Origin of the sequence: Paraburkholderia sp. SECH2 (genome assembly GCF_030464795.1) — a bacterium.
GTDB classification, from domain to species: Bacteria; Pseudomonadota; Gammaproteobacteria; order Burkholderiales; family Burkholderiaceae; genus Paraburkholderia; species Paraburkholderia aspalathi.
Map to the genome: position 1 here is coordinate 773,616 of NZ_JALPRH010000001.1, position 24,927 is coordinate 798,542.

Below are 24,927 nucleotides of genomic sequence, written 5' to 3' on the forward strand. Positions count from 1 at the left end.
GCGCGGCCGTTGTATCTCCATGGACCGGCGGCCGCTTCGAAGTATCCGAAAGGACATTGAATCGTGAGCATGCAAACTGAAGCGTTGCTGATCAAGAACCCTGTCGCGGTGATGAGCGGCCGAAGCGGCGATAACGCCCGCCTGGGCCAAGTCGATCTGCGCATTCGCAACGGCCGTATAGAAGCCATCGCGCCCAACCTCGAACCGCGTGCTGACGAGCGGGTGATCGACGCGCGTTCATGCGTCGTTTATCCGGGCTGGGTGAACACGCACCATCATCTGTTCCAGAACCTGCTGAAGGCGGTGCCGTCCGGCATCAACGCCGATTTGCAGGAGTGGCTGGCCGCCGTGCCGTATCCGCGTCTCGCACGCTTTACACCGGACTTGGCGCGTGTCGCTGCACGTCTGGGTCTTGCCGAACTGCTGTTGTCCGGCGTGACGACCTGTGCCGATCATCACTACCTCTATCACGCGGACGGCACCACTGAAACCGGCGATCTGCTATTCGACGAAGCAGCGTCGTTCGGCATGCGCTTTGTGCTGTGCCGTGGCGGCGCATTGCAGGCGGCGGGGGACCATCCGGGTTTTTCCAAAGTGGCGTTGAAACCCGAGACGCTCGATCAGATGCTTGCCGATGTGGAGCGCTTGAAGTCGCGCTATCACGATTCGGGAGCGGCTTCCATGCGTCGCGTGGTGGTTGCACCGACCACGCCGACATTTTCACTGCCGCCAGAACTGCTGCCTGAAGTCGCTCGCGCGGCGCGGCGCATGGGTCTGAGGCTGCACACGCATCTTTCCGAAACGACCCGTTACGTCGATTTCTGCAAAGAGCGCTTCAACAAACTGCCGGTCGAGTTCGTCGCCGATCACGAGTGGCTCGGGCCGGACGTCTGGTTCGCTCACCTCGTGCATTTACAGCCGAGCGAGATCACGATGCTTGCGGAAACCGGCAGCGGCTGCTCGCACTGTCCGGTCAGCAATGCACGTTTGGGCAGCGGCATTGCGCCGGCACCGCAGATGGCGGCGGCGGGCGTGCCGATGTCGCTGGCCGTAGACGGCGTCGCCTCGAACGAGTCCGGCAGCATGACCAACGAAGCGCACTTCGCGTGGTTGGTGCATCGGGCGGCGCAAGGCGCGTCGGCTACCACCGTCGAAGAGACGATTCATTGGGGCAGCGCGGGCGGCGCAGGTGTGCTCGGCCTCGATGCGGTCGGCACGCTCGAAGTCGGCAAGGCAGCGGATTTCGTGCTTTATGACGTCAGCGATCTGCGCTTCAACGGCTTCCATGACGTGGCAGTGGCGCCGGTGACGGCGGGTGAGCCGGCTCGGGTTCGCTACAACGTAGTGAATGGTCGGGTCGTGGTGGACAACGGTGTGATTCCGGGCCTCGATCTCGATCAGCTTCGCTATGAAGCCGCTGAGGGCGTGAAGCTGTTGCTCGCCGACTAACCCCATCGAAGCACTCAAGCACCCAAGGGGCACACCACGATGCAACACGGGAGAATCCGGCTCGGCATCCTCACGCCGTCGTCGAACACGGCGTTGGAGCCGATTACTGCTGCCATGCTCAGCGAACTGCCGCACGTCAGCGCACACTTTGCGCGCTTCACGGTCACGGAGATCGCGTTGTCGGAGCAGGCACTCGGCCAGTTCGACGCGAGCCGGATTCTCGCAGCGGCGTGTCAGTTGGCCGATGCACGTGTCGACGTGATCGGCTGGAGCGGCACGTCGGCCGGTTGGCTCGGCTTTGAGCGCGACCAGGCGTTGTGCCGCCAGATCACCGAGGCGACCGGCATTCCCGCAACGACCTCGGTACTGGCGCTCAACGAGATTTTCGCCAAGACAGGCGTGCGACGGTTCGGTTTGGTGTCGCCGTATATCGACGAGGTTCAGCAGCGGATCGTGCGCAACTACGAGAAGCTCGGCATCGAATGCGTTTCTGAACGACACCTCGGCTTGCAGGACAATTTCAGTTTTGCCGAGGTGCCGGATACGCAACTGGCGATCATGATGCGTGAGGCCGCGTTTGCAAGGCCGGATGCGGTGACAACGTTCTGCACGAATCTGCACGCGGCGCATCTGGTGCGGGCGTTTGAGATGGCGACGGATATTCCCGTGTATGACACGGTGGCCACCGTCGTTTGGAAGGCTTTAAGGATGTTGGGCGTGGACACCAGGCCGCTTGGGAGTTGGGGCAGATTGTTTGAGGAGGTGGATTGAGCGCGGCCGCAGGGGGTGTAGTAAGCAGACTGGATGAGTCCGGTTTGCAATGACATTGAACGGTTGAGCAAGAACGATAGCTTAAAGGCACAGGTCCGTGCGCCTTTAAGCCGGTGATGCTGTCATTGCTTCATTGCGTGCAAGGCGGCAACGCACACAGTCGCAAATGCTCGACGCCCTCGGCGAGCGCAAGCGTCGACTGCTGCCCGTCGCGCATGCGAATGCTGATCGTCCGATCGCGCTCATCGCGCGAACCGACTGCGACGAAAATCGGCACCTGCTTTTCTCTTGCATCGACGATCTTCTTCTCCAATCGCTCCGGTCGGCCATCGAGCAGTGCTCTGATGCCGGCGTCGTCAAGCGCTTGCATCACTTCTTGCGCGTAGGCCGCGTTCGCGTCGCTGATCGTCGCGACCACGACCTGTTCTGGCGCGAGCCACATCGGCAACCACCCTTCGTGATGCTCGAGCAGCATCGCGATGAAGCGCTCCATGCTACCGAGCACCGCATGATGAATCATCACCGGCCGCCCACGTTCGTTGCGCTCGTTGACGAACTCGGCGTCAAGCCGATCGGGCAGTACGAAATCGAGCTGGATCGTGCCGCATTGCCAGCTACGTTCACGACTGTCCGTTAGATGAAACTCCAGTTTCGGCCCGTAAAAAGCGCCCTCTCCTTCGAGTATGTCGAATTCAAGGCCTGCTGCACGCGCGGCATTGGCCAGCGCCTCCTCCGCGCGATCCCACGTTTGATCGTTGCCCGCGCGCATCGCAGGCCGTGTAGCGAGCGCCACTTTGAAGTCCGGGAAACCAAGATCCGCATAGACAACACGCAACAGAGAACAGAAGCGACCCACTTCGGCTTCGATATGCGCCTCCGTGCAGAACACATGCGCATCGTCCTGCACGAACGCACGCGTACGCTTCAGCCCTTCAAGCGATCCTGACGGTTCGTCACGATGACACGCGCCGAACTCGCTATAACGAACCGGCAGCTCGCGATACGACCGCACACGCTGGTTAAATATCTGTACGTGACACGGACAACTCATCGGCTTCAAACACAGCGCGCGCCCTTCTTCCGCGTCTGCCAGCGAATACATCGCCGCGCCGAACTTCTCCCAATGGCCGCTTTTCTCCCACAACGAGCGCGCCAGCAGTTGCGGCGTGCGAATCTCGCGAAAGCCCGCACGCCGCATGTGGGCGCGAACGTAGTCTTCCAGCACGCGGTACAGCTCCCAGCCGCGTGGGTGCCAGAAAACCATGCCGGCGCCTTCTTCCTGCTGATGAAAAAGGTCGAGTTTGTTGCCCAGTACACGATGGTCGATATCGTTCACGATGACACTCCGTTTGATTTGATCTTGCAGAGACTGAGGATCGATGCCGCAAACGGAGGTCCAGAAACGCCAAAGGCCCCGTCCGTTTCCGGCGGGGCCTTTGGTGGTCTGCCACAGCTTTCTTACTTCTAGCGTGCGCAACCTCCAGACGACCCGCCTGTGAAGGTGGTCGTCGTGGTGGTGACGGCAGCGAAGGGAATCGAGTGGAAGTCCATGGATCGACAGTAAACGATTTTGTGGCGATGCGTCAATCGCAATCTGGATAAGCGATACGATGGATGTTTGATCCGGAGCCGCCGCATCTTCGCTAAACTTCGATCGACCTTCCAACAAACCGAGCACCTCACCTTGACCATCCACATCCGCCCCGCCCACGCAGCCGACGCCGCTCTGATTCTCCGCTTCATCACCGAACTCGCGGTGTATGAGAAAGCGGAGCACGAAGTTGTCGCGACCGTCGAAGACATCGAAACGAGCCTGTTCTCCGCTACGTCCACCGCGAAGGCTTTGATCTGCGAAATGAACGGCCAGCCGATCGGTTTTTGCGTTTACTTCTTCTCCTATTCGACGTGGCTCGGCAAACAGGGGCTCTATCTGGAAGACCTGTACATATCGCCGACATCGCGTGGCAGTGGCGCGGGCAAACAAATGCTTCGCCATCTTGCGCAAATTGCCTGCGAAACGGGCTGTGGGCGCTTCGAATGGAGTGTGCTCGACTGGAACGAACCCGCGATCGGCTTCTATGAATCGATCGGCGCGAGCGCGCAAAGCGAATGGGTTCGCTATCGGCTGGCGGGCGAGGCCCTTACGGCGTTCGCCGATGGCAATTCGTGAGACACGCTTGCCCCCGGACAGAAACGTAGCCGCTAGCCGATTAATCCCCCGCGCCGCTCGCCACCGGCGCGACTTCAAACGCATCGCCCGTGGCGAAGAACGTCCCGCCCGCCACGTAATGGCATGTGCGCAGATCCGGATCATCGCCAAAGTGCCAGCGGTTGTTCGAATACACGCGGCTGTCCGCATAGGCGGCGACCACTTCGCCAATGATCAGATCGTGCCGTTGGCTATCGTCCGGAATCACCTTGCATTCCATCCACGTGATGCAGCCCGCCAGCATCGGCACATCGATTTCTTGTGCCGGGAAAGTCTCAAGGTTGAAGGCTGCGAACTTGTCGAGTTCCGCGCCTGGGTTCGTTCCCACTGCCAGCGTCTGCGCGGCAAATCCGCGGCTCGGCAGTTGCAGCCCGAACACGCCGCTCGCTTCGATCAGTTGTCGCGTGAGCGTGCGGCTGTCCACCACGACGACAACCTTCGGAGGGGTGAAATCGAGCGGCATCGCCCACGATGCCGCCATCACATTCGAGCGGCCGCCGTGCGCGCTGGTGATGATCGTGACAGGTCCATGATTCAGTAACTGCGTGGCCCGCGACAATGCGACGGGTTCCCGGGTGACTTTCATACGTGCTCTTCCGCGTCAAATGGATCAGGCAGATTGTAGCGGGGACACGTAAAACGGGTGCAGCGTGTCGCATGAAACGGAAAGTGAAAACTGCGCCAGGTCGGTGAGAAACTGCTGATGCAGTTTCTTCCTCGACTAGCCGCTGTGACATCAGAATAAGACGGCCCCAGCCAAGGAATGCAATCAAGTCTCCTGCTGAATCGATGCGACAACATCACCTGCGGAGACGACAGCGTTCCTTCCACTTCTTTTGGCCGCGTACAGCGCCATATCAGCTGAATTAGTCAATTCATCCAGCGACAAGGAACGTGAGCGTCGACCGGTCGCGCATCCAATACTCACTGTGAAGGGCGAAATTTTCGCAGAAGCCACAGCCTGTCGCCCATGCTCGACTTCACGACGTATTGCTTCAGCAATCTGAACCGCACCCGCTTCATCCGTGTCGGGTAACACCACAACAAATTCTTCTCCACCATATCGTGCCGCGACATCGCCACGACGACGCGCGTGACGATTGATGCACTCCGCGAGATGTTGTAATGCTATATCGCCCTGAGCATGGCCGTGGCTGTCATTGTATTTCTTGAAGTTATCCGCATCGACGAACAGCAGTGACAGGTAACCATCATGGCGCTGAAGTCTGCCCCACTCGTTTTCGAGCACTTCGTCGAGGGCACGGCGGTTCTTGAGCCCTGTCAACGCGTCGGTTTGCGTCAGCTCTGTAAGCAGCACCTGAGTCTGTACCTGGTCCCGCAGTGCGAACGCAAGCAACCAGACCGCTGCACAGAACGCGAAGCTAACGGACGATGCGGAAATCCCGACTATCCATGACAACTGCTTCCAGGAGGCCAGTACGTCGCTTTCCGCCGGCGCGACGACGGCGATGAGTGGCGTGCCGGGAATGCGCTGGAATGTATACAGACGAAGTACGCCGTCCGAGATCGATCGAGCAGCATAGAACCCGGAATCATGGTTCACCATCCGCGGAAACACTGGAGATGTACCCACATTGACCTGCCCAGCCCGGCTGCTTGGGGGATTTCTGGCCACCAGCGTGCCGTCCGTCCGTACGATCGCAGTGATACCCTTTGGCCCCACGTCCAGTTTTGTAAGGAGTTGCCTGAAATACTCGACGTCAATAGCGACAATCGCTACCCCACCGAATGACCCGTCGGGCCGGTTCATCCTTCTCGAGATCGCGATTGACTGCGCGCCTGGCCGCGACCGCGCCCGGTAGACTGATGACACATAGAGTCCGACATTCGCCGACTGGCGATGAACTATGAAATAGTCCCGATCGCTGAAATCCCATGTATGGGAGCTGGAACAGCAGCCGTCGACAAGACGACCTTGATCGTCCGTGACTCCCATCCCAGTGACGTACTTGGCCGCGGTCTGGTCAAACAGCAATTCGTGACGCAAGTCAGGATCCATGCTTTGGACCACAGGCTTGTCCAGCGCCGAAATCAAGGCGAGAAGCGAGTTATTTGACGTTTCAATCGTCCTCGCGATATTGCTGACCAACACGGCAGTGACGTTTCTGGACGTTTCATGGGCATGTTCGACGGCGGCCTCACGGGAGGCCAGAAGCGTGATCAGACTGATCGCCAACACGCCCAATGACATCAAACTACCGAGCATGCCGACGATCAAAGGATGGCGGCCGGCGAGAACAGCCAGTTTTCCGGTGGTCATGGAAAGAGACACGGTAACGCTTTAATGGTTGCACCCGGTCCTAACAACGTTATCCCGCAGTCGCAGCGGTAGAGTCGGGTTGGGGTAAACGGATTCAGCGGCGAAGGATTGCCAAGGTTTCGCGGATAGCCGATGACCCGGTTAACGGCAGCGTCCAAAAAAAATGGACCCTCGGGTCCATTCGGTGGGCAATTTTCCTGCTGCACCTGAAGCACGGTCCTTCTTCCGAACGACGGGGTAGTTTGGCGCCTCGCGCGGTCCTCCGGCTAAGGCACGTCTCGGACTCCAGCTCGTGGAGCATGGCCAGAAACTTTGCCCTTACGCCGAAAGAAAACGTGGCATTTGATGATTGGCGGCGGATGCCCGTCCATCTAGTACCAGCGAACCGGAACTGGCATCCAGACGAAAGAACGAAATAGCCTGATTAAGTTGCCGCCCCTGGTCTTCGAGCGACTTGGATGCGGCCGCCGCTTCCTCCACCAGCGCAGCGTTCTGCTGCGTGACCTCGTCCATCTGCGTGATCGACTGGTTGACCTGTTCGATGCCCCTGCTTTGTTCCGTCGACGCGGCGGCGATTTCGCCCATGATGTCGGTCACCCGCGCGACGGCCTGCGTGACCTCCGACATCGTCTTTCCCGCCTGATTCGCAAGCAATGATCCATCATGGATTTTCTGGACGGACGCGTTGATCAGATCCTTGATTTCCTTCGCCGCGCTCGACGAACGCTGCGCAAGGCTGCGCACCTCGCTTGCAACCACTGCGAACCCGCGGCCCTGCTCCCCTGCCCGCGCCGCTTCCACCGCAGCGTTCAGCGCCAGGATATTGGTCTGGAACGCGATTCCTTCAATAATTCCCGTGATCTCCGCGATCTTGGTCGAACTCGTGCTGATCTCGCCCATCGTACCGACGACCTGACTCACTACCTCGTTGCCCTTTAGCGCCACTTCGGACGCGTTGGCGGAGAGCGAGCTTGCCTGCTGAGCGTTTTCGGCGTTCTGCTTCACTGTCGAAGTCAGCTCTTCCATGCTTGACGCGGTTTCCTGCAGCGATGCGGCCTGCTGTTCGGTGCGGGACGAAAGATCGACGTTGCCCGAAGCAATCTGGCTGGAGCCGGTCGCGATACTGTCTGCGGCGGTACGCACCTGACCAATCAGGCTGACGAGACTTGCCTGCATTTCACCCATTGACGCGAGCACGCTCCCTCCCGGCGCATTCTTCGCGCCTGCGACGGGACTCAGATCGCCAGCGGCTACGCGCCGTGTGACCTCACCGAGGGCCACAGGCTCAGCGCCGAGTGCACGCAGCAATCCTCGCGTGATAACCATGCCCGCCACGACCGCCAACGCAACAGCGGCGAGACAGATCGCCATCAGCAGATTCCGCTGCGTTGCATAATGTTCCTCGGACTGTCGAACGAGTTCCTCTTCACGGCCGCGCGTGTATTGCGCGTAGTCGTCCGTTGCCTTGACCAGGGCGGCGAGCAGCGGACGACAATCGTCGTCAATTTTCTTCACCGCCTCGTCGCGCTTGCCTCCAACGGCGAGAGCAACGATTGCTTGGGCGACAGGTGCATACACGGCCTCAATCCGGTTGATTTCGCCCACAAGGCTGCGGGTCTTTTCCGTCGCGTCGGTCGCGGACGAAACCATCTGGGTCAGTTTCGCGATGTTCGACTGGACATCCATCTGGGCCTGCGCTTCAGCAGCCTTTTCCATCTCGAAATCGCCTGGCGTGGTCACGAGCGCCATGTTGCGTGCGGCAATCGCACGTCGGTCAACTGCGGTTCGAACCTGCTCAGCCATAGTGGCGCGGGCATTGACGCCCGACACGAAATTTGCGAATCGGTCGTTGGCATCGTTCAGTGACTTCAGCGAAATGCCTGACACGATAAGGACAGTGGCGGCAAGCACGCCAAAGGTCCCCGTGAGTCTTGCCTTAACTGACAGATTGCTGAGATTCATATTTCAACTCCAGTTGCCAATCGGTGGTGCACAAAAAAAGAAATTCGAGGCGTCGAGTAGACCAGAAGACGTGCGGGCTCCGAATGCACGAGCTTCAGCTGCATGCATCTGACTTTACGGCGTGCTGTCGCATTGCTAGAGGGGCACAAACACTGCGCGACCGGACGCAAAGGTTTGCGCCCAATTGAATTTATATATGGCTAGATCAATGCCATTTGTCAGAGGATTGTTGGCACTGAACATGCTGGCCGTGTCGGGCAATGGATAGATCCGCGCACTGTTCATCACGCTCCTCCTTCAGGTTCTCTCAATGTCCGGTCAAAAGCCGTGCGGCCATCGCCAGCACGAGCGCAGGCAGCATCACGACCATGCCGATCCTGCAAAACTGCATGAAGCTCACCTCTTCGCCTTCGCGGCGGATCGAAAGCAGCCACAGAATGGTCGCGAGCGAGCCGGTGATCGACAGGTTCGGGCCGAGATCCACGCCGACCAGCATGGCGTCGATGACCCGCTCGGGGCTATGCGCCTGCAATGCGGTCGCGCTGGCGATCAGCCCTGCCGGAAGGTTGTTGATCGCGTTGCTGCCCAGCGCGACGATGAGCCCCGATGTCGCGGCCGCAGCCAGTTGACTCTGCTGCGTCGCCTGCGCGAGCAGCCGCGACAGTTGAGCGATAACGCCCGTGTGCGCGAGCATCTCCACCAGCACGAAGAGTCCCGCCACGAGCGGCAGCACGCTCCATGAGATGCCGCTAATTAGTTCCGCCGGCGACTTGCGTTCCTTGACGAGCACCACCAGTGTCGTGAGGATGCCGAGCACGGCGGTCGGCAGGCCGAGCTGCAGATCGAGGGCGGAGACGACAAGCAACGCGATCGCCGTCACGCCGATGCCCGCCAGCGCCACCTTGCCGTTCGCGCTGAGCGTGTCCACCGGCAGACCGGAGGCGCACTCCCCTTGCAGATCCTGACGTTGCGTCCAGCGCAGCATGAAGAACGTCACGACGATCGACAGCACCGACGGCACGGCGAAGCGCGCCAACCACAAGTCCAGTGCCGGCGTGTGATTCGCGTAAAGCACGAGATTGGCGGGATTCGAGATTGGCAGGACGAAACTCGCCGCATTGGCGATGAACGCGCACACGAACAACAAAGGCAACGGCTTCGTATTCGCCTTCTTCGCGGCGGCAAACACGGCGGGTGTCAGCACGACGGCAGCGGCATCGTTCGACAGAAACGTCGTCACCACGACGCCGACCAGGTACACCAGCAGAAAGAGCCTGCGCGGCGAGCCCTTCGCGTGGTTCACGGCAAGCACTGCGATCCAGTCGAACAGTCCTTCACGGCGACCTAGCTCCGACAGCAACATCATGCCGATGAGGAACAGATAGACGTCGGTGCCTTCTGCGACCGCCTGCAGCGCGAGGCTGACAGGAAGCAGCCCGAGCGCGACGAGCAGCACCGCGCCTGTCACTGCCCAGATCGCTTCCGGCCATCGGAAGGGACGCAAGATAACGCCAGCGGTAGCGGCAAACGCGATACCCCAGGAGAGGAAAGTCGGATTCATGTAACGAGCGGATTCTGGTTGGCGAGATCGTTGTGAATGCCACAGGCCTTTTTCAGGAAGGTGCCGAACAGCAGCCACAGCGCAAGCGAGCTCACCGACACGGCGCCCAGCACGAGAAAGGCCGCCGCATAGCCGAAGTGTTGCGCGAGGACACCGCCGAGTGCAGGACTCAGCGCTGCGCCTACACCCTGCACGGTCATCACCACGCCCTGTCCGACGTTGACACGCCCGGTGCCCTGCAGGAGCCGCACGATGAGCGCTGGAACGGCCACGCTTTGCAGCCCCGCGCCGATGCCATCGAGCGCCTGCACGGGCCATACCCCCCAGGCCGAGATGAACAGCGCCGCGACTAGCCCGCGCAGCGGCAGCGCAAGAAAGGTGATGAGGATCACACCCCAGTATCCAACGCGCTGGATCAACCGGTTCGCGAAGCACGCTGCGAAGACCATCACCAGTTGCGCGACAACGATCGTCTGCGCGGTGAACGCGCTCGGGTCGCCCTTATGCGCGGCGACAACTGCGAGGCCGTAGAGCGGCAGCATCGCGGCATTACCGAGGTGAAACATCGCGAGCGCGGCGGACAACAGCAACAGCGGGCGGCACGTCAGCAGCACACGAATGCCGCTCGCCTGTTCGTGCTCATGCGTGGAAGGGGCGGCGGCCAGGCCCCGTGCGCGGTCGTGATCGATTGAATCAGCTCGGATCAGCAACGTCGAGACAACCGACAGCGCGCCGAAGACACCTGCGAGCGCGAACACCGCGCCGAAACCATAGCGCGAGCCAAGCCAGCCCGACAGCGCCGCGCCAACCACGTTGCCAGCGTGATTGGCCACCTGGTTGCGGCTAAACTGCCGGTCGAAGCCGCGCTCGTGGACAATGCCGAGCGTCACGCCCGCCACGGCCGGCCCGAGCGCGGCGCCTGTCACCGCCGTGAGGATCTGCGACGCCGCGACCATCCAGTACGTATGTGCGACCCATAGCACGAGCGAGGCGAGCGTCGTCATCACACCTGCCGCGACAATCAAGCCGCGCTTGTGACGAGTTGCATCGACGAGCGCGCCGGACGGCGAAGTCGCGAGCATGCCCGCTATGCCACCGAGCGTCATCACCGTGCCGATCGCGTCGGGGTGCCAGCCCTGTGCCTGCAGAAAGACGCCGAGAAACGGCCCGATGCCCGCCTGGACATCGGCCATGAAAAAGTTGAGCCCTTCGAGCGCGTATTGGGGATTCATCGGTCGAAAACCGTTTGCAGGTGATCGATGCTTCGATAGCCGTCATCGGACGAAGCGTGCAGATCCCCGAAGTGCACCCAGCTCAACATGTCGCTTTCTCCCTGTAGGGCCGGACCTGCTTCAGGCGGCGGTTTCTGCGTCGATGAGTTCGGCGATCTCGTCCACTTCAACGGTTCGCCCGTGCCGGTTCCTGATGCCATGTCCCCAGGCATGGACATGAGCCCCAGGCGCCAGGTACGACGCCAGCTCGGCGGCGGCATGCGGTGGCATGCGCAACGACGTGCCATCGTCCAGCAGCGCTCCGCGCAACTCGCCCTTCGGACCGAACAGTGACAGCAGCACTTCGCCGCTCGCCTCCATGGGGCTGCGCTCAGCGTCAGGATGATGATGTTTCTCGCCGTCGCGATGCGGGCCTTCGTCGAGAATGACCTTGCCTGTCTTCAACGTGAGCGAGACGGCTGCGATCATGTCTGCGCCGCGCGGCTTGACGCCACGTACGCGCACCGCGTCGCCCACCGCCACGAGCCGCGCGACCTGCCGCGACAGATGGGGCGGGAAATGGACTTGCTGCAACTGACGCGCGCCGAGCACGAAGCCATCCAGTTCGCCGTGCGGATTCAAAAGAAAACGCGTTACCGTGCCGCGCGTTTCGGGAAGACTGTCGGGATCGATCCAATGCATGGTCGTGGTCCTTTTTTTCGATGATGGTTGAACGGGTGAATGTCAGGTGCGGTTGTCGGGCGCGCTCAAGGGGCCGGTGGCGCGCGATCGTAGAGCCGGGTCAGATTGCCGGGCGATCCGAACGCCGTCGCCTGCAGTGCCGTGCCGTACTGGGTGCGCGTGCCGTAGCCTTGCGCCGAGACCTTCGCGCCGGTTTGCACGAGCGTCGGAAACTGCTGGGCGATCGGCGGCGTCAGCCGGATCACGGTGCCGTCGGCCAGGATCACGCCGTCCGGCTCGCCGCGTGGCGCGGTCGTGACGTGCGCCACCTGGCCCTGCACGCTGAGACGCGACAGCGCGACGCCGCGTAGCTCACGCGGCAGCCGCTGGGTGCCCGGCAGTGGCGGCTGATCTTCCAGTTGCTGGCCGCTGCGCGTGTCGGTGATGCGCTGCGCCGCGAGCGCGCCGCCGGCATCGCGCCTCCCGCTCACCTGCACGTTGTCACCCGGACGAACCATCGACGTAAGCTGCGGACCCATGTGCGGCGGGACATGCACGAGCACGCCGTCGCTCGTCAACAAGCCGTCGACGTCGCCATCCGGATTGGTGAGAAAACGCGCGACGGTGCCCTGCGCGGTCGCGAGATCTCCGGCATCGATGAGCGGCGCCGGGCCGCCGACCGGCGGCGGGGGCGGCGCCATGGCAGCGACGCCAGGCGGAGGCACGGGTGGTGTCGCGCCGGTCGCGACCGGTGGCGGCGGAGGCGCGGTTTGCGGCTCAGGTTGAGTCTGGGCGGCACATACGGTGCTCGCCGCCATGAGCGCCGCGAGGCTCATCGCGCTCAAGACGCGCGTAGCGATGCTGCTAAGCGGGTAATTCGGAATCGCTTGCATGGTCCACTCCTTCGTAAGACGAGGAGCTTTCTGCAAGGCCTATGCCATCGGCCAGAAATCCCATGCGGCCAGGCAGCAACGCAACGAAGCAGGGCCGCGGTGTCCATTAACCTGACAGCTGCTGTCCGGTTAATGGACACCTTGGACACCTTCGAACGGTCAGGAGTCGGACAGGCCGAGATTCGCCAGACGCGTATAGAGCGACTGGCGGCTGATGCCGAGCCTGCGCGCCGCTTCAGCGCGATTGCCATCGGCGAGCGCAAGCGCCCGGACGATGAGGGCGCGTTCGAGTTGTGCGAGGGCGTCGTTCAGCGGAAGGTCGATGAGGCCCGCGGGAATCGCATAGGCGTCGTTCGCGGCCGGATCGAACAGGAAGGTGAAATCTTCGCGGGTCAGCAGCGCGGCAGGCGCAAGCGCGCTCGCGCGTTCGATGGCGTTGGCGAGTTCCCGCACGTTGCCGGGCCAACTGAAGCCGACGAGCAGGCGCTGGGCGTCCGCGGAGAGGTGCTTGCGCGCCGCTTCGGAGGGACCAGCGACGGCCGCGAGGAAATGCTCCGCCAGCGGCAGAATGTCGGCTACGCGCTCGCGCAGAGGCGGTATGTGCAGCGGAATCACGCTGAGCCGATACGATAGATCCTGCCGGAACGTGCCCGCTGCGATCATCGCCGGCAGGTCGCGATGCGTCGCGGCCACCACGCGTACATCGACAGCAAGCGGCCTGTTGGTTCCGAGCGGCGTGATCTGCCGCTCTTGCAGCACGCGCAGCAGCTTCGCCTGCATCGCGAGCGGCATGTCGCCGATCTCGTCGAGAAAGAGTGTGCCGCCATGCGCTTCTTCGAAGCGACCGCGCCGCTCTGCATGTGCACCGGTGAATGCGCCCCTGGCGTGGCCGAAGAGTTCGCTCTCGAGCAGGTCTTCCGGGATCGCCGCACAGTTCACGGCGACGAACGGTCCGCCCACACGCGCCGACGCACGATGCAGCACGCTCGCCGCCACTTCCTTGCCGGTGCCCGTCTCACCGGTAATCAACACCGTCGAGTTGGTGCCGGCCGCGCGGCCGAGGCGCTTCTGTACGTCGCGCATGGCTTCGCTGATGCCGAGCAACTGCGGTTCGCGCGAGGGTGTTTCGTCCGCGAAACTGTGGATCGCCTGTGGCGCGGGCGTATTCGTGCGGGTTGCGAGAATGCGCGCGAGGAGCGTGGCGATCTCGTCTCGGCCAACCGGTTTGGTCAGATGCTCGAAGGCGCCGAGCCGCATCGCGCCGATCGTGTTGTCGCTGGTCGCGTACGCGGTCAGCATCACGACCGGCACGTCCTGCAGACCAGCCGTCCCGCGCAGCGTTTCGAGCACGGAAAGGCCGTCCGCGCCCGGCAGCCGGAAGTCGAGAAAGATGCAGTCGGGCGACGCCTCCTCGCGCAGACGTTCGATCGCTTCTTCGCCCGAACGTGCCTCGAGCGGCGTGTATCCAAGGTCCTGGATGGTTTCCGCAAGGCCGTCACGGAAGGCGTCGTCGTCGTCGATGATCAGGATGGTCGCCATGGCATATCGATTACAAAACAGGTCAATTCCGGATTGTCCTCAAGCCACGCGCGGCCGCCATGCGCCGATGCGATCTCGCGCACGACAGCGAGGCCCAGACCCGACCCGTCGGGCCGGCCTGTGACGAACGGCTCGAAGATACGTTCGCGCTCGCCCGCACTCACGCCGGGGCCATCGTCGATCACTTCGAGACGGAGCCGCTCGCCTCCATCCTCCGACATGGCGCGCGCCTTGACCGTGACGTGTCCGCCGGACGGTGCGTGACGCAGCGCGTTGACGATCAGGTTATCGAGTGCGCGCGCCAGTTGCGCCGAATCGAAGACCGGCTGCGTCGCGCAGGACGCAGCTTCGGCCTGCAAGGTTACGTGCCGGCTTTCCGCCCGAGATTCGTGCGTACGGACCAGTCCGGCAAGCCACGCCCGCAGGTCGACTTCCTGCGCGCGGACGGTGACGGGCTGGGTAAGCGCGAGCAGGCTCGACAACTGCGACTCGATGCGCCCCACCTGCTCGATGATGATCTTCAGCGCGGATTCGCGCCGGGCGGCGTCGCCCGCCAGCGCATTTTCCGCTTTGAGCCGCATGGCGCCCACCGGATTGCGGATTTCATGGGCGATCTGTGCGGCCATCTTCCCAAGCGCGCCGAAACGTTCCGCCTGCCCGAGTTTCGCGGTCAACTCGTTCGCCTCGCGTTGCAGGTGCTCTGCGCGTTCGACATAACGATTCAGCGCATCGACGATATGGTCCAGATCGCGCTCGCCAAGTCGATCGATCCGCCTGCCCTGCTCGAGTCGACCGTCTGGCGCAAGCGCCTGTTCGAGCCGCGTGAGGTTGCGCTTCCAGCGTCTGAGCGCCATCGCGAGCAGCAGCGCCAGCGCCACGATGATCGCTAGCACGCCGGCGAGGAACGTCGCGGCCCGCTGCCCATACGGCCCAAGCGGCGGCCGCGCGCGCGTGAGCGTCCAGGCGAGCAGGCCGGCATGACGCGGAACCGGACAGGCGACGGCGACTATCGCATCGGCGCCTCCAGCGACGACGTCGGCGCGCATCTGGCCGGTGCTGACCACGTTTCGCAGCGTGCGAAGAATGAGCGGTGTCTCAGCCTCGGGTATATCGCGTTTGACACCGCTACCTTCGTAGGTGGGAAACGCGTAGGCGAGAAAACCGCTCGGTGCGCTGGGCACGGGTGCGGAAGTCCAGAAGCCGCCTTCGATACCCTCCGTGCGGACCAGGACGAGATCGAGCACGGCGTGCATAAGATCGACATTCGTTTCGCCCGGCCGCTGCACCGACATGTCGTAGCGCGACGCGACCGCCGCGCAGGCCGTGGCGGCCTGCTGCTTCGCATCCGCGACACGCTCCCCGAGCGCCGACGACAGCATCACCCACACGGTTACGGTCAGCAGGCAGCACAGTACGGCGATAAGGATCCACAGCGCGTAAAGCTGGGTGGAAAACGAAGGTCTCGGCATGATGAGCCTGCAAGGGAACTGGAGCGGAACTTCAGACGCAAAATTCCTGCCTGCACATAGGGACGAGCGACGGTACTCGCGGCGCCAGACGGCCCCGGCGATGCGACGGTCGGCCGCTTCATCGTATCGACTGTTTTCAACCAGCAACTGCAGCTCGTTCCAGATTGATATGCCCGATCAGAGGTCGCGCGTGCGCGGGATGACAACCGCCTGGCCGTGCAGTTTGCCGTCCATGTCGAGAAGCTGCCACAGCGTGGCTTCCTCGATCATGAAGCGCTGGCCCGACTTGGTGATACGCACACCCTTGTAGCCCGCCTCGTAGCCGAGCCGCTGTACGCGTGCGAGAAATTGCTGCCGCTCCTCGCGGTTCGGAGCCTCGGCCGAGAGTCGGGACGGCAGTCGAGTGATTTCAGCCCAGCTATATCCGAAGCGGCGCTGCGCGGCCTTGTTGCCGTATACAAAGAGCGGGTCGGGATCGGTGTTATGCGCGAGTACCGCGAACGGGGCATGCTCATAGAGCCATTCGGTAGCTTCGGCCACGGGCATGGCCTGGTGCACCAGGGGCCGACCAAGTAGCCGGGCATAGCTGTCGGCAAGGAGCTGATAGAAAGCTGGATCGCTGTGGAGTGGAATCATCTGGGGCATTTCGACGGAGATCGTGGGGCCTGTGCGACGGCGGTGGCGCTCACGATACAACATTGGCCGTGAAGGTTTCCAGCTTACCGGCGCACTGTGTTGCTGGTCGAGACTACTTATCGCGAGACGTGAAGTCTCGCTCCCAATGACTCAACAGACCTGTCCGTTCCCCGCGACCGACAACAGCGATCCATCGCGAACTCACAATCCGCCGCGCCACTCACTGATCACCGCCACCATCGATTGATCTGTTTTTTTGATGCTCAGGTCAAAAATATATCGGTAGTCGAGCATTTCTGTCGTATCTAGACTTGGCTCCATAGCGTGAAGTAACGATTGCATGTCACAGCAACGGCACACCACGCAGGCTGCAAGCACACGCAGATCGATAACCCCACTGAGATTCAGTCATCCCATGGACGCCACCACCAACATTCCCCCTTTCCATCTCGCCTTTCCGGTTCACAGCATCGCGTCGGCCCGGGAGTTCTACGGCGAACTGCTCGGCTGCCCTGAAGGACGTAGCGCCGAAGACTGGGTGGACTTCAACTTCTACGGTCATCAAATTGTCGCTCACCTCGCGCCGGAAGAAGTCGGCCACGTCAAGACCAGCGCCGTTGACGGTGATGCCGTGCCAGTGCGCCACTTCGGCGTCGTGCTGCCGATGAAGCAATGGTCCGAAATGGCCGGGAAGCTCACAGCGGCACACACGAAGTTCATCATCGAGCCGCACATCCGCTTCAAGGGTGAGGTCGGCGAGCAGGCGACGATGTTCTTCCTCGACCCGTCGGGCAATGCACTCGAGTTGAAGGCGTTTGCGAACATGGCTGCACTGTTCGCCAAGTAAGTCGTCTGCTCCGTCGCGCTGCGCGCGCCGTTCCCTCTTCGACATCATCGCCCTCTATCGTCATGAAACGGACTCTGGTTGCCAATCGCGACGAAATGCCGTCGTGGACAATCCACCCATCAGGAGAACGGCTGCTCATCGTCGAACTCGCGGGCGGCGACACCGCGCAGGCCAACCGGATGGCGCGCGCCTTCGCTGCGCGGATCGTGTCGTCACGGCCAGATTACGTCACGGACATCGTTCCGTCCTTGACGACTGTCGGCATCCACTACGACCCGGCACGCGTGCCGCGCGATGCTACCCGGCGGATGCCGTTCGACACGATCCGCGACGCGCTCGGCGCGCTGCTGCAAAGCGTCGATATCGTGCAGCCCGCGGCGACCCGTATTGTCGAAATTCCCGTGTGCTACGGCGACGAACACGGCCCCGATCTCGACGAAGCCGCCTGCGCATGCGATCTGTCGTCGACCGAACTCATCGAGCGTCACAGCCGCGCACCCGTGGACGTGATGATGCTCGGCTTTGCGCCGGGACATCCGTATATCGGCCTGTTCGACGAAACGCTTTCGCTGCCGAGGCGCGCAACACCCCGCACGGCTGTCCCGCCAGGCTCGATCGGCCTCGCGAACCGGCAAACAGTTATCTATCCGCTGACGTTGCCGGGCGGCTGGAATCTGATCGGCCGTACGCCGCTGTCGCTGTTCGCACCAGCGCGCGCCGAACCGTGCCTCGTGCAGGCGGGCGATCAGGTCCGCTTCGTGCCGATCAGCGCGGCTCAATTCGACGCGCTCAACGAACACCCGGGAGCCTCGCGATGAACATCGAAGTGATCAAGCCCGGCGCATTGAGCACCTTTCAGGATCTCGGCCGCGTTGGCTTTCAGCATCTCGGGATTCCGGCAAACGGCGCCATGGACGAACGTGCCCACCGCATTGCCAACGCGTTGGTCGGCAATGCGGCGACGAACGCAACGCTTGAAATTACGCTGATGGGACCGACGCTGAGATTCCTGCACGACACAGTGATCGCGCTGAGCGGCGCCGATCTCGACGCGAAGCTCGACGCTACGCCGGTCCCGCTCGATCGGGCGACGATGGTGCCTGCCGGCAGCGAGCTTTCTTTCGGCAAGCGCCGCAGCGGCCTGCGCGCGTATCTCGCGGTGCGCGGCGGCTTCCGCTTCGATCCGGTGATGGGCAGCGCCAGCACCTACACGCGAGGCGGCTACGGCGGTCACGCGGGACGCCCATTGAAGAAAGGCGATCTGCTCGCCGCTCACGCGCCGACTCGACCTGTACCGCACCATCCGGACCGGACACTATTCGACGAAAACGTTCTGAGCGCGCCGGACGCGCCGATCCGCGTACTGCCAGGCCGCGAATGGCAATACTTTTCGATGCAGGCGCAACAGACATTTCTGCGCGAACCTTACCGGCTCGCGCCGCAATCGGACCGCATGGGCTATCGCCTCGAAGGCGAGCGGCTCGATTTGAGCGCACCACGCGACGTCGCCTCCGAAGCGGTCGGCTTCGGTGCTATCCAGGTACCGGCGGACGGCCAGCCCATCATCCTGATGGCGGATCGGCAGACCACCGGCGGCTATCCAAAGATCGGTCACGTTTGCGCGGTCGATCTGCCCCGGCTCGCCCAGAAAATGCCTGGCGAATCCGTGCACTTCACCCGTGTCGATCTGGAAACCGCGCAACGGCTTCTGCTGTTGCAGGAGGACTGTTTCGCCGCACTGGAACAACACGGTCATGGTTGAAATCGACTTCAACAGCGATCTCGGCGAAAGCTTCGGCGTGTATCGCCTCGGCTGTGACGACGCAATACTTCAGCACGTAACGTCGGCCAACATCGCCTGCGGTTTTCATGCGGGCGATGCGCAGACGATCGCGGCCATCTTCGCCCGGCAGATCCGCGACGCGTTGACCCGCGCGGGTGTTCTCGTTACGGCGCCGAGCTGTTCGTGCTCGAATCGATGAAGATGGAAATTCGGGTCGAGGCGGACGTATCGGGCCACATCGGGTCGTATCTCGTCGCAGAAGGAGAAGTTGTCGAGGAAGGTCAGACTGTAGCTCGCTTCATTCCGGACTGAGCCGGTCGATCCTGTCACACCCGGGTATCCGTACTTATATTCGGCATGCTTATCAATCGCGAGGTTATTTCCTCGCTGTTTTTTCAGTCCCGGCCCGTGCTGAACGCATCCGGCCAACCCTAGCTGGGTGAACCGAAGCCACCGATCGTGCGTCGACCTCGCATCGAAGGAATCGGACGCTCTTTCTATCTCGTCCTAGTGTTACCGTCACGTGGGAATCATCATGTCGAATGCCTCAGCTGCAGAGTTCGATGTCGAAACGACGCCATCTTCGTCCGTACCCGGCACGACCGCCCGCAAAGCCGCCATCGCTGCAACCGCCGGCACCGCGATCGAGTACTACGAATTCGGTGTGTACGGTTATATGGCCGCGATCATCGGACCGCTATTCTTTCCTGCCGACAACGCCACCGCGTCACTGCTATCGGTACTGGCCGTGTTCGGCAGCGCGTTCCTGATGCGCCCGATAGGCGGCATCGTGCTCGGCCGGATCGGGGACAGAATCGGACGCCGCTCGGTCCTGCTCGTCACGGTGATCGGCATGGGCATCGCAACCGCTGCGGTAGGCATGTTGCCAGTCGCCTCCACAGCGGGTGTCCTCGCACCCGTTGCGCTGCTAGCCGTACGGCTCGTTCAGGGTTTCTTTTCCGGTGCCGAAGTGACCGGCGCCGCGGCCTACGTTGCGGAATCGGCGCCGCGCGGCAAACGCGGCCTGTTTGGTTCCGCAACGCCGGTCGGTGTCGCGATCGGCGGTTCGCTTGCAGCGGCAGTCTGCGGACTGACGACTGCATCGGTCAATAGTGCCGCACTGCATGACTGGGGCTGGCGCATCCCGTTTCTCATGGCGGTGCCGCTCGTCGTGATTGCTGCGTATATGCGCCGGCGTATTGACGAATCGCTCGCGTTCAAGAAGGTCCTCGAAGCAAGTGAGCCCGTCAAGGCACCGTTGCGTGAAGTCCTCGCCCATCATCGTGGTGCGATGCTCAGGGTATTTCTGGTGTCGTTCGGACAGAATGCCGGGTACTGGGTCGGCTTCGTGTTCATGAGCATCTATATGATCACGTACCTGAAGTACGACAAGACCAGTGTCTTCTGGATGATGTCGTTCGTGAGCATGACGATGGCCGCATTGATGCCGCTCTGGGGCGCGCTGTCCGATCGGATCGGACGCCGCAGAGTGCTCGCGATCGGCTTCGCTTCGTACGCGGTCCTCGTGATCCCGATGATGATGCTGATGAACCATCACAATATGCCGCTGGCGTTTCTCGCGATGTTCATCGTCGCGTTGCCGATGCCGATCGTGCAGTCGGTCGGTTACCCGACCTACACCGAGCAGTTCCCGACGCGCGTGCGCTACACCGGCATGGCGTTCAGCTTCAACTTCGGCGCGATCCTCGGCGGCGGTGTCACGCCGTATCTCGCCACCGCGCTGATCGGCCACACCGGCAATCTGCTGAGTCCCGCCTTCCTCCTTGTCGGCGCCGCGGTGGTCGCGCTCGTGACCCTCGCTGGCATCCGGGAAACGGCCGACACATCGCTCGCCTGACACCAACACACGCAGCGCTTACTTCGCCCCTCAACACGGACACCTGGCATGACGCAAACCACTACAGTCCGCATCGACGTTGACGCTCAAGCCGCGCTCGCGCCAACGCCCTGGACCGAGCGCGCGAGAATACGGGCAGGCTTCAGCGGCAACACCAGCGGCATGGCGCCTGGCTACGCGCAAGGCAACCTCGTTGTGTTGCCGAAGGCGTGGGCGGACGATTTCGCCGCCTATTGCCGCGCCAATCCGACACCTTGTCCGTTGATCGGCATGACCGAACCCGGCAGCAGCCTCGTGCCGATGCTCGGCGACAACATCGATCTGCGCACCGACCTGCCCCGCTATCGCGTGTGGCGCGACGGCGAACTGGTCGAGGAACTCGACGATGTCTCGGCGTTGTGGCAAGCGGATTGGGTCGGCTTCGTGATCGGCTGCTCGCTGTCGTTCGAACACGCTTTGCAAGTTGCCGGTCTGAACGTGCGTCACGTCGACGAACAGAAAGTGGTGCCGATGTACCGCACGTCGATTCAGACGCGGCAGGTGGGCGCTTTCCGCGGGCCGATGGTGGTGTCGATGCGGCCTTACACGCCGGAGCATGCAGCGATCGCGTATGCAGTCTGCGAGAAGCTGCCAGGCGCGCATGGTGCGCCCGTTCATATCGGCGATCCGGCCGCGATCGGCATCAGCAACGTCAACGTGCCCGACGAAGGCGAGCCGACCGCGATTCTCGACGGCGAAACACCGGTGTTCTGGGGCTGCGGTGTCACACCGCAAGCCGCAGTGATCGAAGCACGCCCGCCGATCTGCATCACGCATGCGCCCGGTCACATGCTGATCTGCGATGTCCGGACCGACGACCTGAAGCTGCTTTGACTTCGCTCGCGGCAGCCTGCACTCAATGCCTGGTGCGGGCGGTACAAGCGGTCTGTTTTTTTGCGCCGCCGCTTTGTGATGAAATACACGCCACACCAACGCCAGCGGCCATCCCACCGCCCCAGACGCCATGATGCGCGAACTCAAGACGTTCCTCGCCGTAGTCCGCTTCGGCACCTTCGGCAATGCCGGCTCGCATATCGGTCTGACGCAATCGGCGGTGAGCGCGCAAATCAAACGGCTGGAAGAAGATCTAGGGTTTCCGCTCTTCGATCGGACCGGACGCTCCGCAACACTCAACGAAGCCGGCATCAGAACTGCTGCCGTCGCCGAAGACCTGCTTCGGCAATACGCGACGCTCTCCGCTCAGGCCGGCGACTCGAGCGCAACCGGCTTTCTTCGCATTGGCGCCATTGCGTCGGCCCAGGCTTCGCTGCTGGTATCCGCGATTCAAAGGTTTCGTGTGAGCTCGCCGGGTTGGCACGTACGCGTCGTGCCTGGCGTATCGCTGAATCTGCTGGCACAGGTCGACTCCGGCGACGTGGATGCCGCGCTCATCATCAAACCGCCGTTCGCGTTGCCAGCCGAATTGAAGTGGCACCTCCTCTGCGCCGAGCCCTTCGTTCTACTCGTGCCTAAGAAGCTCGCAAAGACGCCCTGGCGCGAATTGCTCGCATCGGAGCCGTTTATTCGCTACGACCGGAACTCGTTTGGCGGCCGTCTCGTCGAGCGCTTTCTGCGCAGGATACGCGTGCGCGTACATGACGTCGTCGAACTCGACGAGTTGCAAGGTATCGTCGGCCTCGTCGAACAAGGCGTAGGCATTGCGTTGATACCGAACGCGGCATCGCTGCATATTCCACGAGGTCTCGATAAGCTGTCGCTCGGCGAGCATACATTCAGCCGCGAGATCGGGCTGGTCGAGCGCGGCGGGCAAACTCAACGGACGGCGATTGCCGAGTTCAATCGCTGCGTCGTCGAGGCGGCGCCGGGCGGCAGAGCTTCGTCCACGACGATGACACAACGCTCCGGCTCGGCCGGGGCTTGAATGGCGTTAGCGCCGCCTCATTTGCAGCGGACACCATCATTTGATGCGATGGCCAGGTGGTTTCCAACCCATCAGTGTCTCTGCGCTCCATTCCACTGCGGCAAGTCTGGAGATGAAGAAATCAGCCAACGCACTAACCTTCGCTGGCCGCGCGCGGGCAGTAGGGGTAACAAAATACAGACCACCTTCGGGTAGTCGCCAATCAGTCAGAATCGGTTCAAGCTGTTTGTCCGCGAAATACTGTGTCGCGACAAACTCGGGAAGCTCCGCAATGGCAAGTCCTGCGATGAGCATGGGCAGTAACGCTTCTACGCTTGTTACTCGCAATGCCCCAGTTGGTGTGATCGTGCATTCCTCGCCACCTTGGTGGGTAAAGCGCCAAACGTCGCGCTTGCTCCTGTTGGCGTAGGTCAGGCACTGGTGGGCGCCAAGATCGTGTGGGTGCTGCGGTCGACCACAGCGCAACAGATAGGCTGGAGATGCCACGACAAACCGGCGCACGGGTGCAATGAGACGTGCAGCGAGTGACGAGTCTTCCATGATCGCGATACGAAGCGCGGCGTCGAAGCCGTCTCCGATCAGATCGGCATGGACATCCGTGAGATGAAGATCCACGGCAATATCCGGATAGGTCCGGAAGAACTCAGGCAGCAGTGGGGCAACCCAGCGAGCACCGAAGGACAGTGGTGCGGCGAGCTTTACCAGACCACGCGGCCGGCTCGAGGTCTCACGCGCGAAATCCTCGGCCTCCTCGGCGTCAGCGTAGATTTTCGCCGCTCGCTCGGCAAGCGTATGGCCGTAGTCCGTGAGTGCAAGTCGTCGGGAGGTACGGTTAAAAAGCCTCCCCCCGAGTCGCTCTTCCAGGCGGGTGACCGCCCGGGAAACCGTGGCGACAGAGACGCCCATTGCCGCCGCCGCGGCTGCAAACGAACCTTCTTCAGCGACCTTCGCGAACATCGCGAATCCTTCAAAGTCCGGTAGTTTTGACATCGGCAATTCTGCAACGATGGTTTTCAATCATTTCTATTTCGAAAAGTAGCACGCTGCCATAGATTTGTCTCATCGCACAGGAGATAAATCATGGAACGAAAGAGGACACCAGGGCTTGTCGATCTCGCCGGCCCCGATGCCACGCAACAACAGAGCATGCTCGAAGTTCATGCTTTCGCCACGCCCAACAGCATCAAAGTTCCCATCGCACTGGAAGAGATGGGGCTCGACTATCGGCTGGTTCCCGTCAATCTGCGCCAGGGCGAGCAGAAGACCGACGCCTTCAAGGCAATGAATCCCAACGCGAAAGTCCCGGTTCTCATCGACCGATCGGTTCCTGGGGATGGCGACGTGATACTCAGCGAGTCTGCCGCGATCCTCGTGTACCTCGCAGAGAAGACCGGGCAGCTTCTTCCGAAAGACGGCCCCCCACGCGGCAAGGTCTTCGAGCAACTTTTCTTCCACGCATCCGGCCTCAGCCCGGCGTTCCTGCAGTCATTCCAGGTCGCGATCCAGGCGTCGCCGCAACCCGAGGCAAAAGCGCGGGCGCTGGCGGAGGTCGATCGGACGCTGGGCGTGCTCAACCAGATTCTCGCGCGTCATCCATACGCTGCTGGCGTCGAGTACAGCATCGCAGACATTGCCCATTTCGGGTGGGTATGGCGCCATCAGGCGATCGGAGCGGCCCTCGACAAATTTCCGTTCGTCGCTCGCTGGTACGAAGAGATCTCGACGCGACCGGCTGTCGTCGCGGCCATCGCAAAGACCGTGGCGCTCGCTCAGTAATGCGATGCAACCTCCAATTCCCCGGACTTCTACACATCGTGACATGGCTCTGTCCACAGTCAATCACCAAGGAGAATCGC

Annotated in this window: 23 protein-coding genes and 1 pseudogene; 12 read left to right on the forward strand and 12 right to left on the reverse strand. The window is 62.1% G+C overall.

Translation table 11 applies throughout. The features are described from left to right. The first annotated feature begins 63 nt into the window (after positions 1-63). Both M0D66_RS03525 and M0D66_RS03530 read left to right on the forward strand, forming a co-directional pair. Positions 64-1,449: an amidohydrolase family protein gene (locus M0D66_RS03525; RefSeq protein WP_266209021.1), complete on the forward strand. Its 1,386-nt coding sequence runs from the start codon at positions 64-66 to the stop codon at positions 1,447-1,449. Between the two features lie 39 nt (positions 1,450-1,488). Continuing rightward, complete coding sequence (locus tag M0D66_RS03530) at positions 1,489-2,220, forward strand: aspartate/glutamate racemase family protein (protein WP_266209022.1); 732 nt, start codon at positions 1,489-1,491, stop codon at positions 2,218-2,220. 130 nt (positions 2,221-2,350) lie between these two features. Here the strand turns inward: M0D66_RS03530 and thrS are convergent, their stop codons facing one another. Further along, positions 2,351-3,556: a threonine--tRNA ligase gene (gene thrS, locus M0D66_RS03535; protein WP_301772696.1), complete on the reverse strand. Its 1,206-nt coding sequence runs from the start codon at positions 3,554-3,556 to the stop codon at positions 2,351-2,353. Between the two features lie 348 nt (positions 3,557-3,904). Between thrS and M0D66_RS03540 the strand changes: the two genes are divergently transcribed. Continuing rightward, complete coding sequence (locus tag M0D66_RS03540; protein ID WP_093634191.1) at positions 3,905-4,390, forward strand: GNAT family N-acetyltransferase; 486 nt, start codon at positions 3,905-3,907, stop codon at positions 4,388-4,390. A gap of 40 nt (positions 4,391-4,430) precedes the next feature. Here the strand turns inward: M0D66_RS03540 and M0D66_RS03545 are convergent, their stop codons facing one another. From M0D66_RS03545 to M0D66_RS03590, 10 genes are all read right to left on the reverse strand, one after another. Further along, positions 4,431-5,015 (reverse strand): flavin reductase family protein, encoded by a 585-nt coding sequence (locus tag M0D66_RS03545; protein ID WP_200618651.1) that lies wholly within the window; start codon positions 5,013-5,015, stop codon positions 4,431-4,433. A 183-nt stretch (positions 5,016-5,198) separates the two neighbouring features. Further along, on the reverse strand, positions 5,199-6,710 hold the full coding sequence (locus tag M0D66_RS03550) for a diguanylate cyclase (RefSeq protein WP_266209024.1): 1,512 nt from the start codon (positions 6,708-6,710) through the stop codon (positions 5,199-5,201). A 318-nt stretch (positions 6,711-7,028) separates the two neighbouring features. Then, the gene (locus M0D66_RS03555; protein WP_266209025.1) at positions 7,029-8,672 is read right to left on the reverse strand and encodes a methyl-accepting chemotaxis protein; all 1,644 of its coding nucleotides are present in this window, start codon (positions 8,670-8,672) and stop codon (positions 7,029-7,031) included. Positions 8,673-8,979: 307 nt separating this feature from the next. After that, entirely contained in the window at positions 8,980-10,233 is a 1,254-nt protein-coding gene (locus tag M0D66_RS03560; RefSeq protein WP_093634195.1) for an arsenic transporter, read from the reverse strand. Beyond that, on the reverse strand, positions 10,230-11,465 hold the full coding sequence (locus tag M0D66_RS03565) for an MFS transporter (protein ID WP_093634196.1): 1,236 nt from the start codon (positions 11,463-11,465) through the stop codon (positions 10,230-10,232). The genes M0D66_RS03560 and M0D66_RS03565 overlap by 4 nt, the downstream gene beginning before the upstream one ends. 120 nt (positions 11,466-11,585) lie before the next feature. Continuing rightward, positions 11,586-12,146, reverse strand: a complete 561-nt coding sequence (locus M0D66_RS03570; protein ID WP_266209026.1) for a hypothetical protein — start codon at positions 12,144-12,146, stop codon at positions 11,586-11,588. 65 nt (positions 12,147-12,211) lie between these two features. Then, a complete protein-coding gene (locus M0D66_RS03575) occupies positions 12,212-13,018 on the reverse strand; it encodes a hypothetical protein (protein WP_266209027.1) in 807 nt (268 codons plus the stop codon). A 159-nt stretch (positions 13,019-13,177) separates the two neighbouring features. Then, entirely contained in the window at positions 13,178-14,557 is a 1,380-nt protein-coding gene (locus tag M0D66_RS03580) for a sigma-54 dependent transcriptional regulator (RefSeq protein WP_266209028.1), read from the reverse strand. Beyond that, entirely contained in the window at positions 14,542-16,026 is a 1,485-nt protein-coding gene (locus M0D66_RS03585; RefSeq protein ID WP_211707614.1) for a PAS domain-containing sensor histidine kinase, read from the reverse strand. Before M0D66_RS03585 ends, M0D66_RS03580 begins: the two co-directional genes overlap by 16 nt. A 177-nt stretch (positions 16,027-16,203) precedes the next feature. After that, a complete protein-coding gene (locus M0D66_RS03590; RefSeq protein WP_200618726.1) occupies positions 16,204-16,662 on the reverse strand; it encodes an MEKHLA domain-containing protein in 459 nt (152 codons plus the stop codon). 415 nt (positions 16,663-17,077) lie between these two features. Between M0D66_RS03590 and M0D66_RS03595 the strand changes: the two genes are divergently transcribed. The 8 genes and pseudogenes from M0D66_RS03595 to M0D66_RS03625 all read left to right on the forward strand — a co-directional run bounded on the left by M0D66_RS03595 (position 17,078) and on the right by M0D66_RS03625 (position 23,071). Beyond that, positions 17,078-17,509, forward strand: a complete 432-nt coding sequence (locus tag M0D66_RS03595; protein ID WP_266209029.1) for a VOC family protein — start codon at positions 17,078-17,080, stop codon at positions 17,507-17,509. 62 nt (positions 17,510-17,571) lie between these two features. Continuing rightward, positions 17,572-18,327 (forward strand): 5-oxoprolinase subunit PxpB, encoded by a 756-nt coding sequence (gene pxpB / locus M0D66_RS03600; RefSeq protein ID WP_266209030.1) that lies wholly within the window; start codon positions 17,572-17,574, stop codon positions 18,325-18,327. Then, positions 18,324-19,271, forward strand: coding sequence for a biotin-dependent carboxyltransferase family protein (locus M0D66_RS03605; protein WP_266209031.1), 948 nt, complete (start codon positions 18,324-18,326; stop codon positions 19,269-19,271). The genes pxpB and M0D66_RS03605 overlap by 4 nt, the downstream gene beginning before the upstream one ends. Beyond that, positions 19,264-19,407, forward strand: a pseudogene (locus tag M0D66_RS03610) (LamB/YcsF family protein); the annotation flags it as partial. The gene M0D66_RS03605 and the pseudogene M0D66_RS03610, both read left to right, overlap by 8 nt. Positions 19,408-19,493: 86 nt before the next feature. Continuing rightward, positions 19,494-19,604 carry a hypothetical protein gene (locus M0D66_RS37930; RefSeq protein WP_367619536.1) on the forward strand — a complete coding sequence of 37 codons (111 nt, stop codon included), beginning with the start codon at positions 19,494-19,496 and terminating at the stop codon, positions 19,602-19,604. A gap of 223 nt (positions 19,605-19,827) precedes the next feature. Then, positions 19,828-21,150: an MFS transporter gene (locus M0D66_RS03615; RefSeq protein WP_200676362.1), complete on the forward strand. Its 1,323-nt coding sequence runs from the start codon at positions 19,828-19,830 to the stop codon at positions 21,148-21,150. A 48-nt stretch (positions 21,151-21,198) separates the two neighbouring features. Beyond that, positions 21,199-22,023 (forward strand): putative hydro-lyase, encoded by an 825-nt coding sequence (locus tag M0D66_RS03620; protein WP_266209032.1) that lies wholly within the window; start codon positions 21,199-21,201, stop codon positions 22,021-22,023. 130 nt (positions 22,024-22,153) lie between these two features. Next, positions 22,154-23,071, forward strand: a complete 918-nt coding sequence (locus M0D66_RS03625) for a LysR family transcriptional regulator (protein ID WP_200618662.1) — start codon at positions 22,154-22,156, stop codon at positions 23,069-23,071. 36 nt (positions 23,072-23,107) lie between these two features. Here the strand turns inward: M0D66_RS03625 and M0D66_RS03630 are convergent, their stop codons facing one another. Further along, positions 23,108-24,061, reverse strand: coding sequence for a LysR family transcriptional regulator (locus tag M0D66_RS03630; RefSeq protein WP_266209146.1), 954 nt, complete (start codon positions 24,059-24,061; stop codon positions 23,108-23,110). A 90-nt stretch (positions 24,062-24,151) separates the two neighbouring features. Between M0D66_RS03630 and M0D66_RS03635 the strand changes: the two genes are divergently transcribed. Beyond that, positions 24,152-24,847 carry a glutathione S-transferase family protein gene (locus M0D66_RS03635; RefSeq protein WP_266209033.1) on the forward strand — a complete coding sequence of 232 codons (696 nt, stop codon included), beginning with the start codon at positions 24,152-24,154 and terminating at the stop codon, positions 24,845-24,847. Positions 24,848-24,927 lie beyond the last annotated feature (80 nt).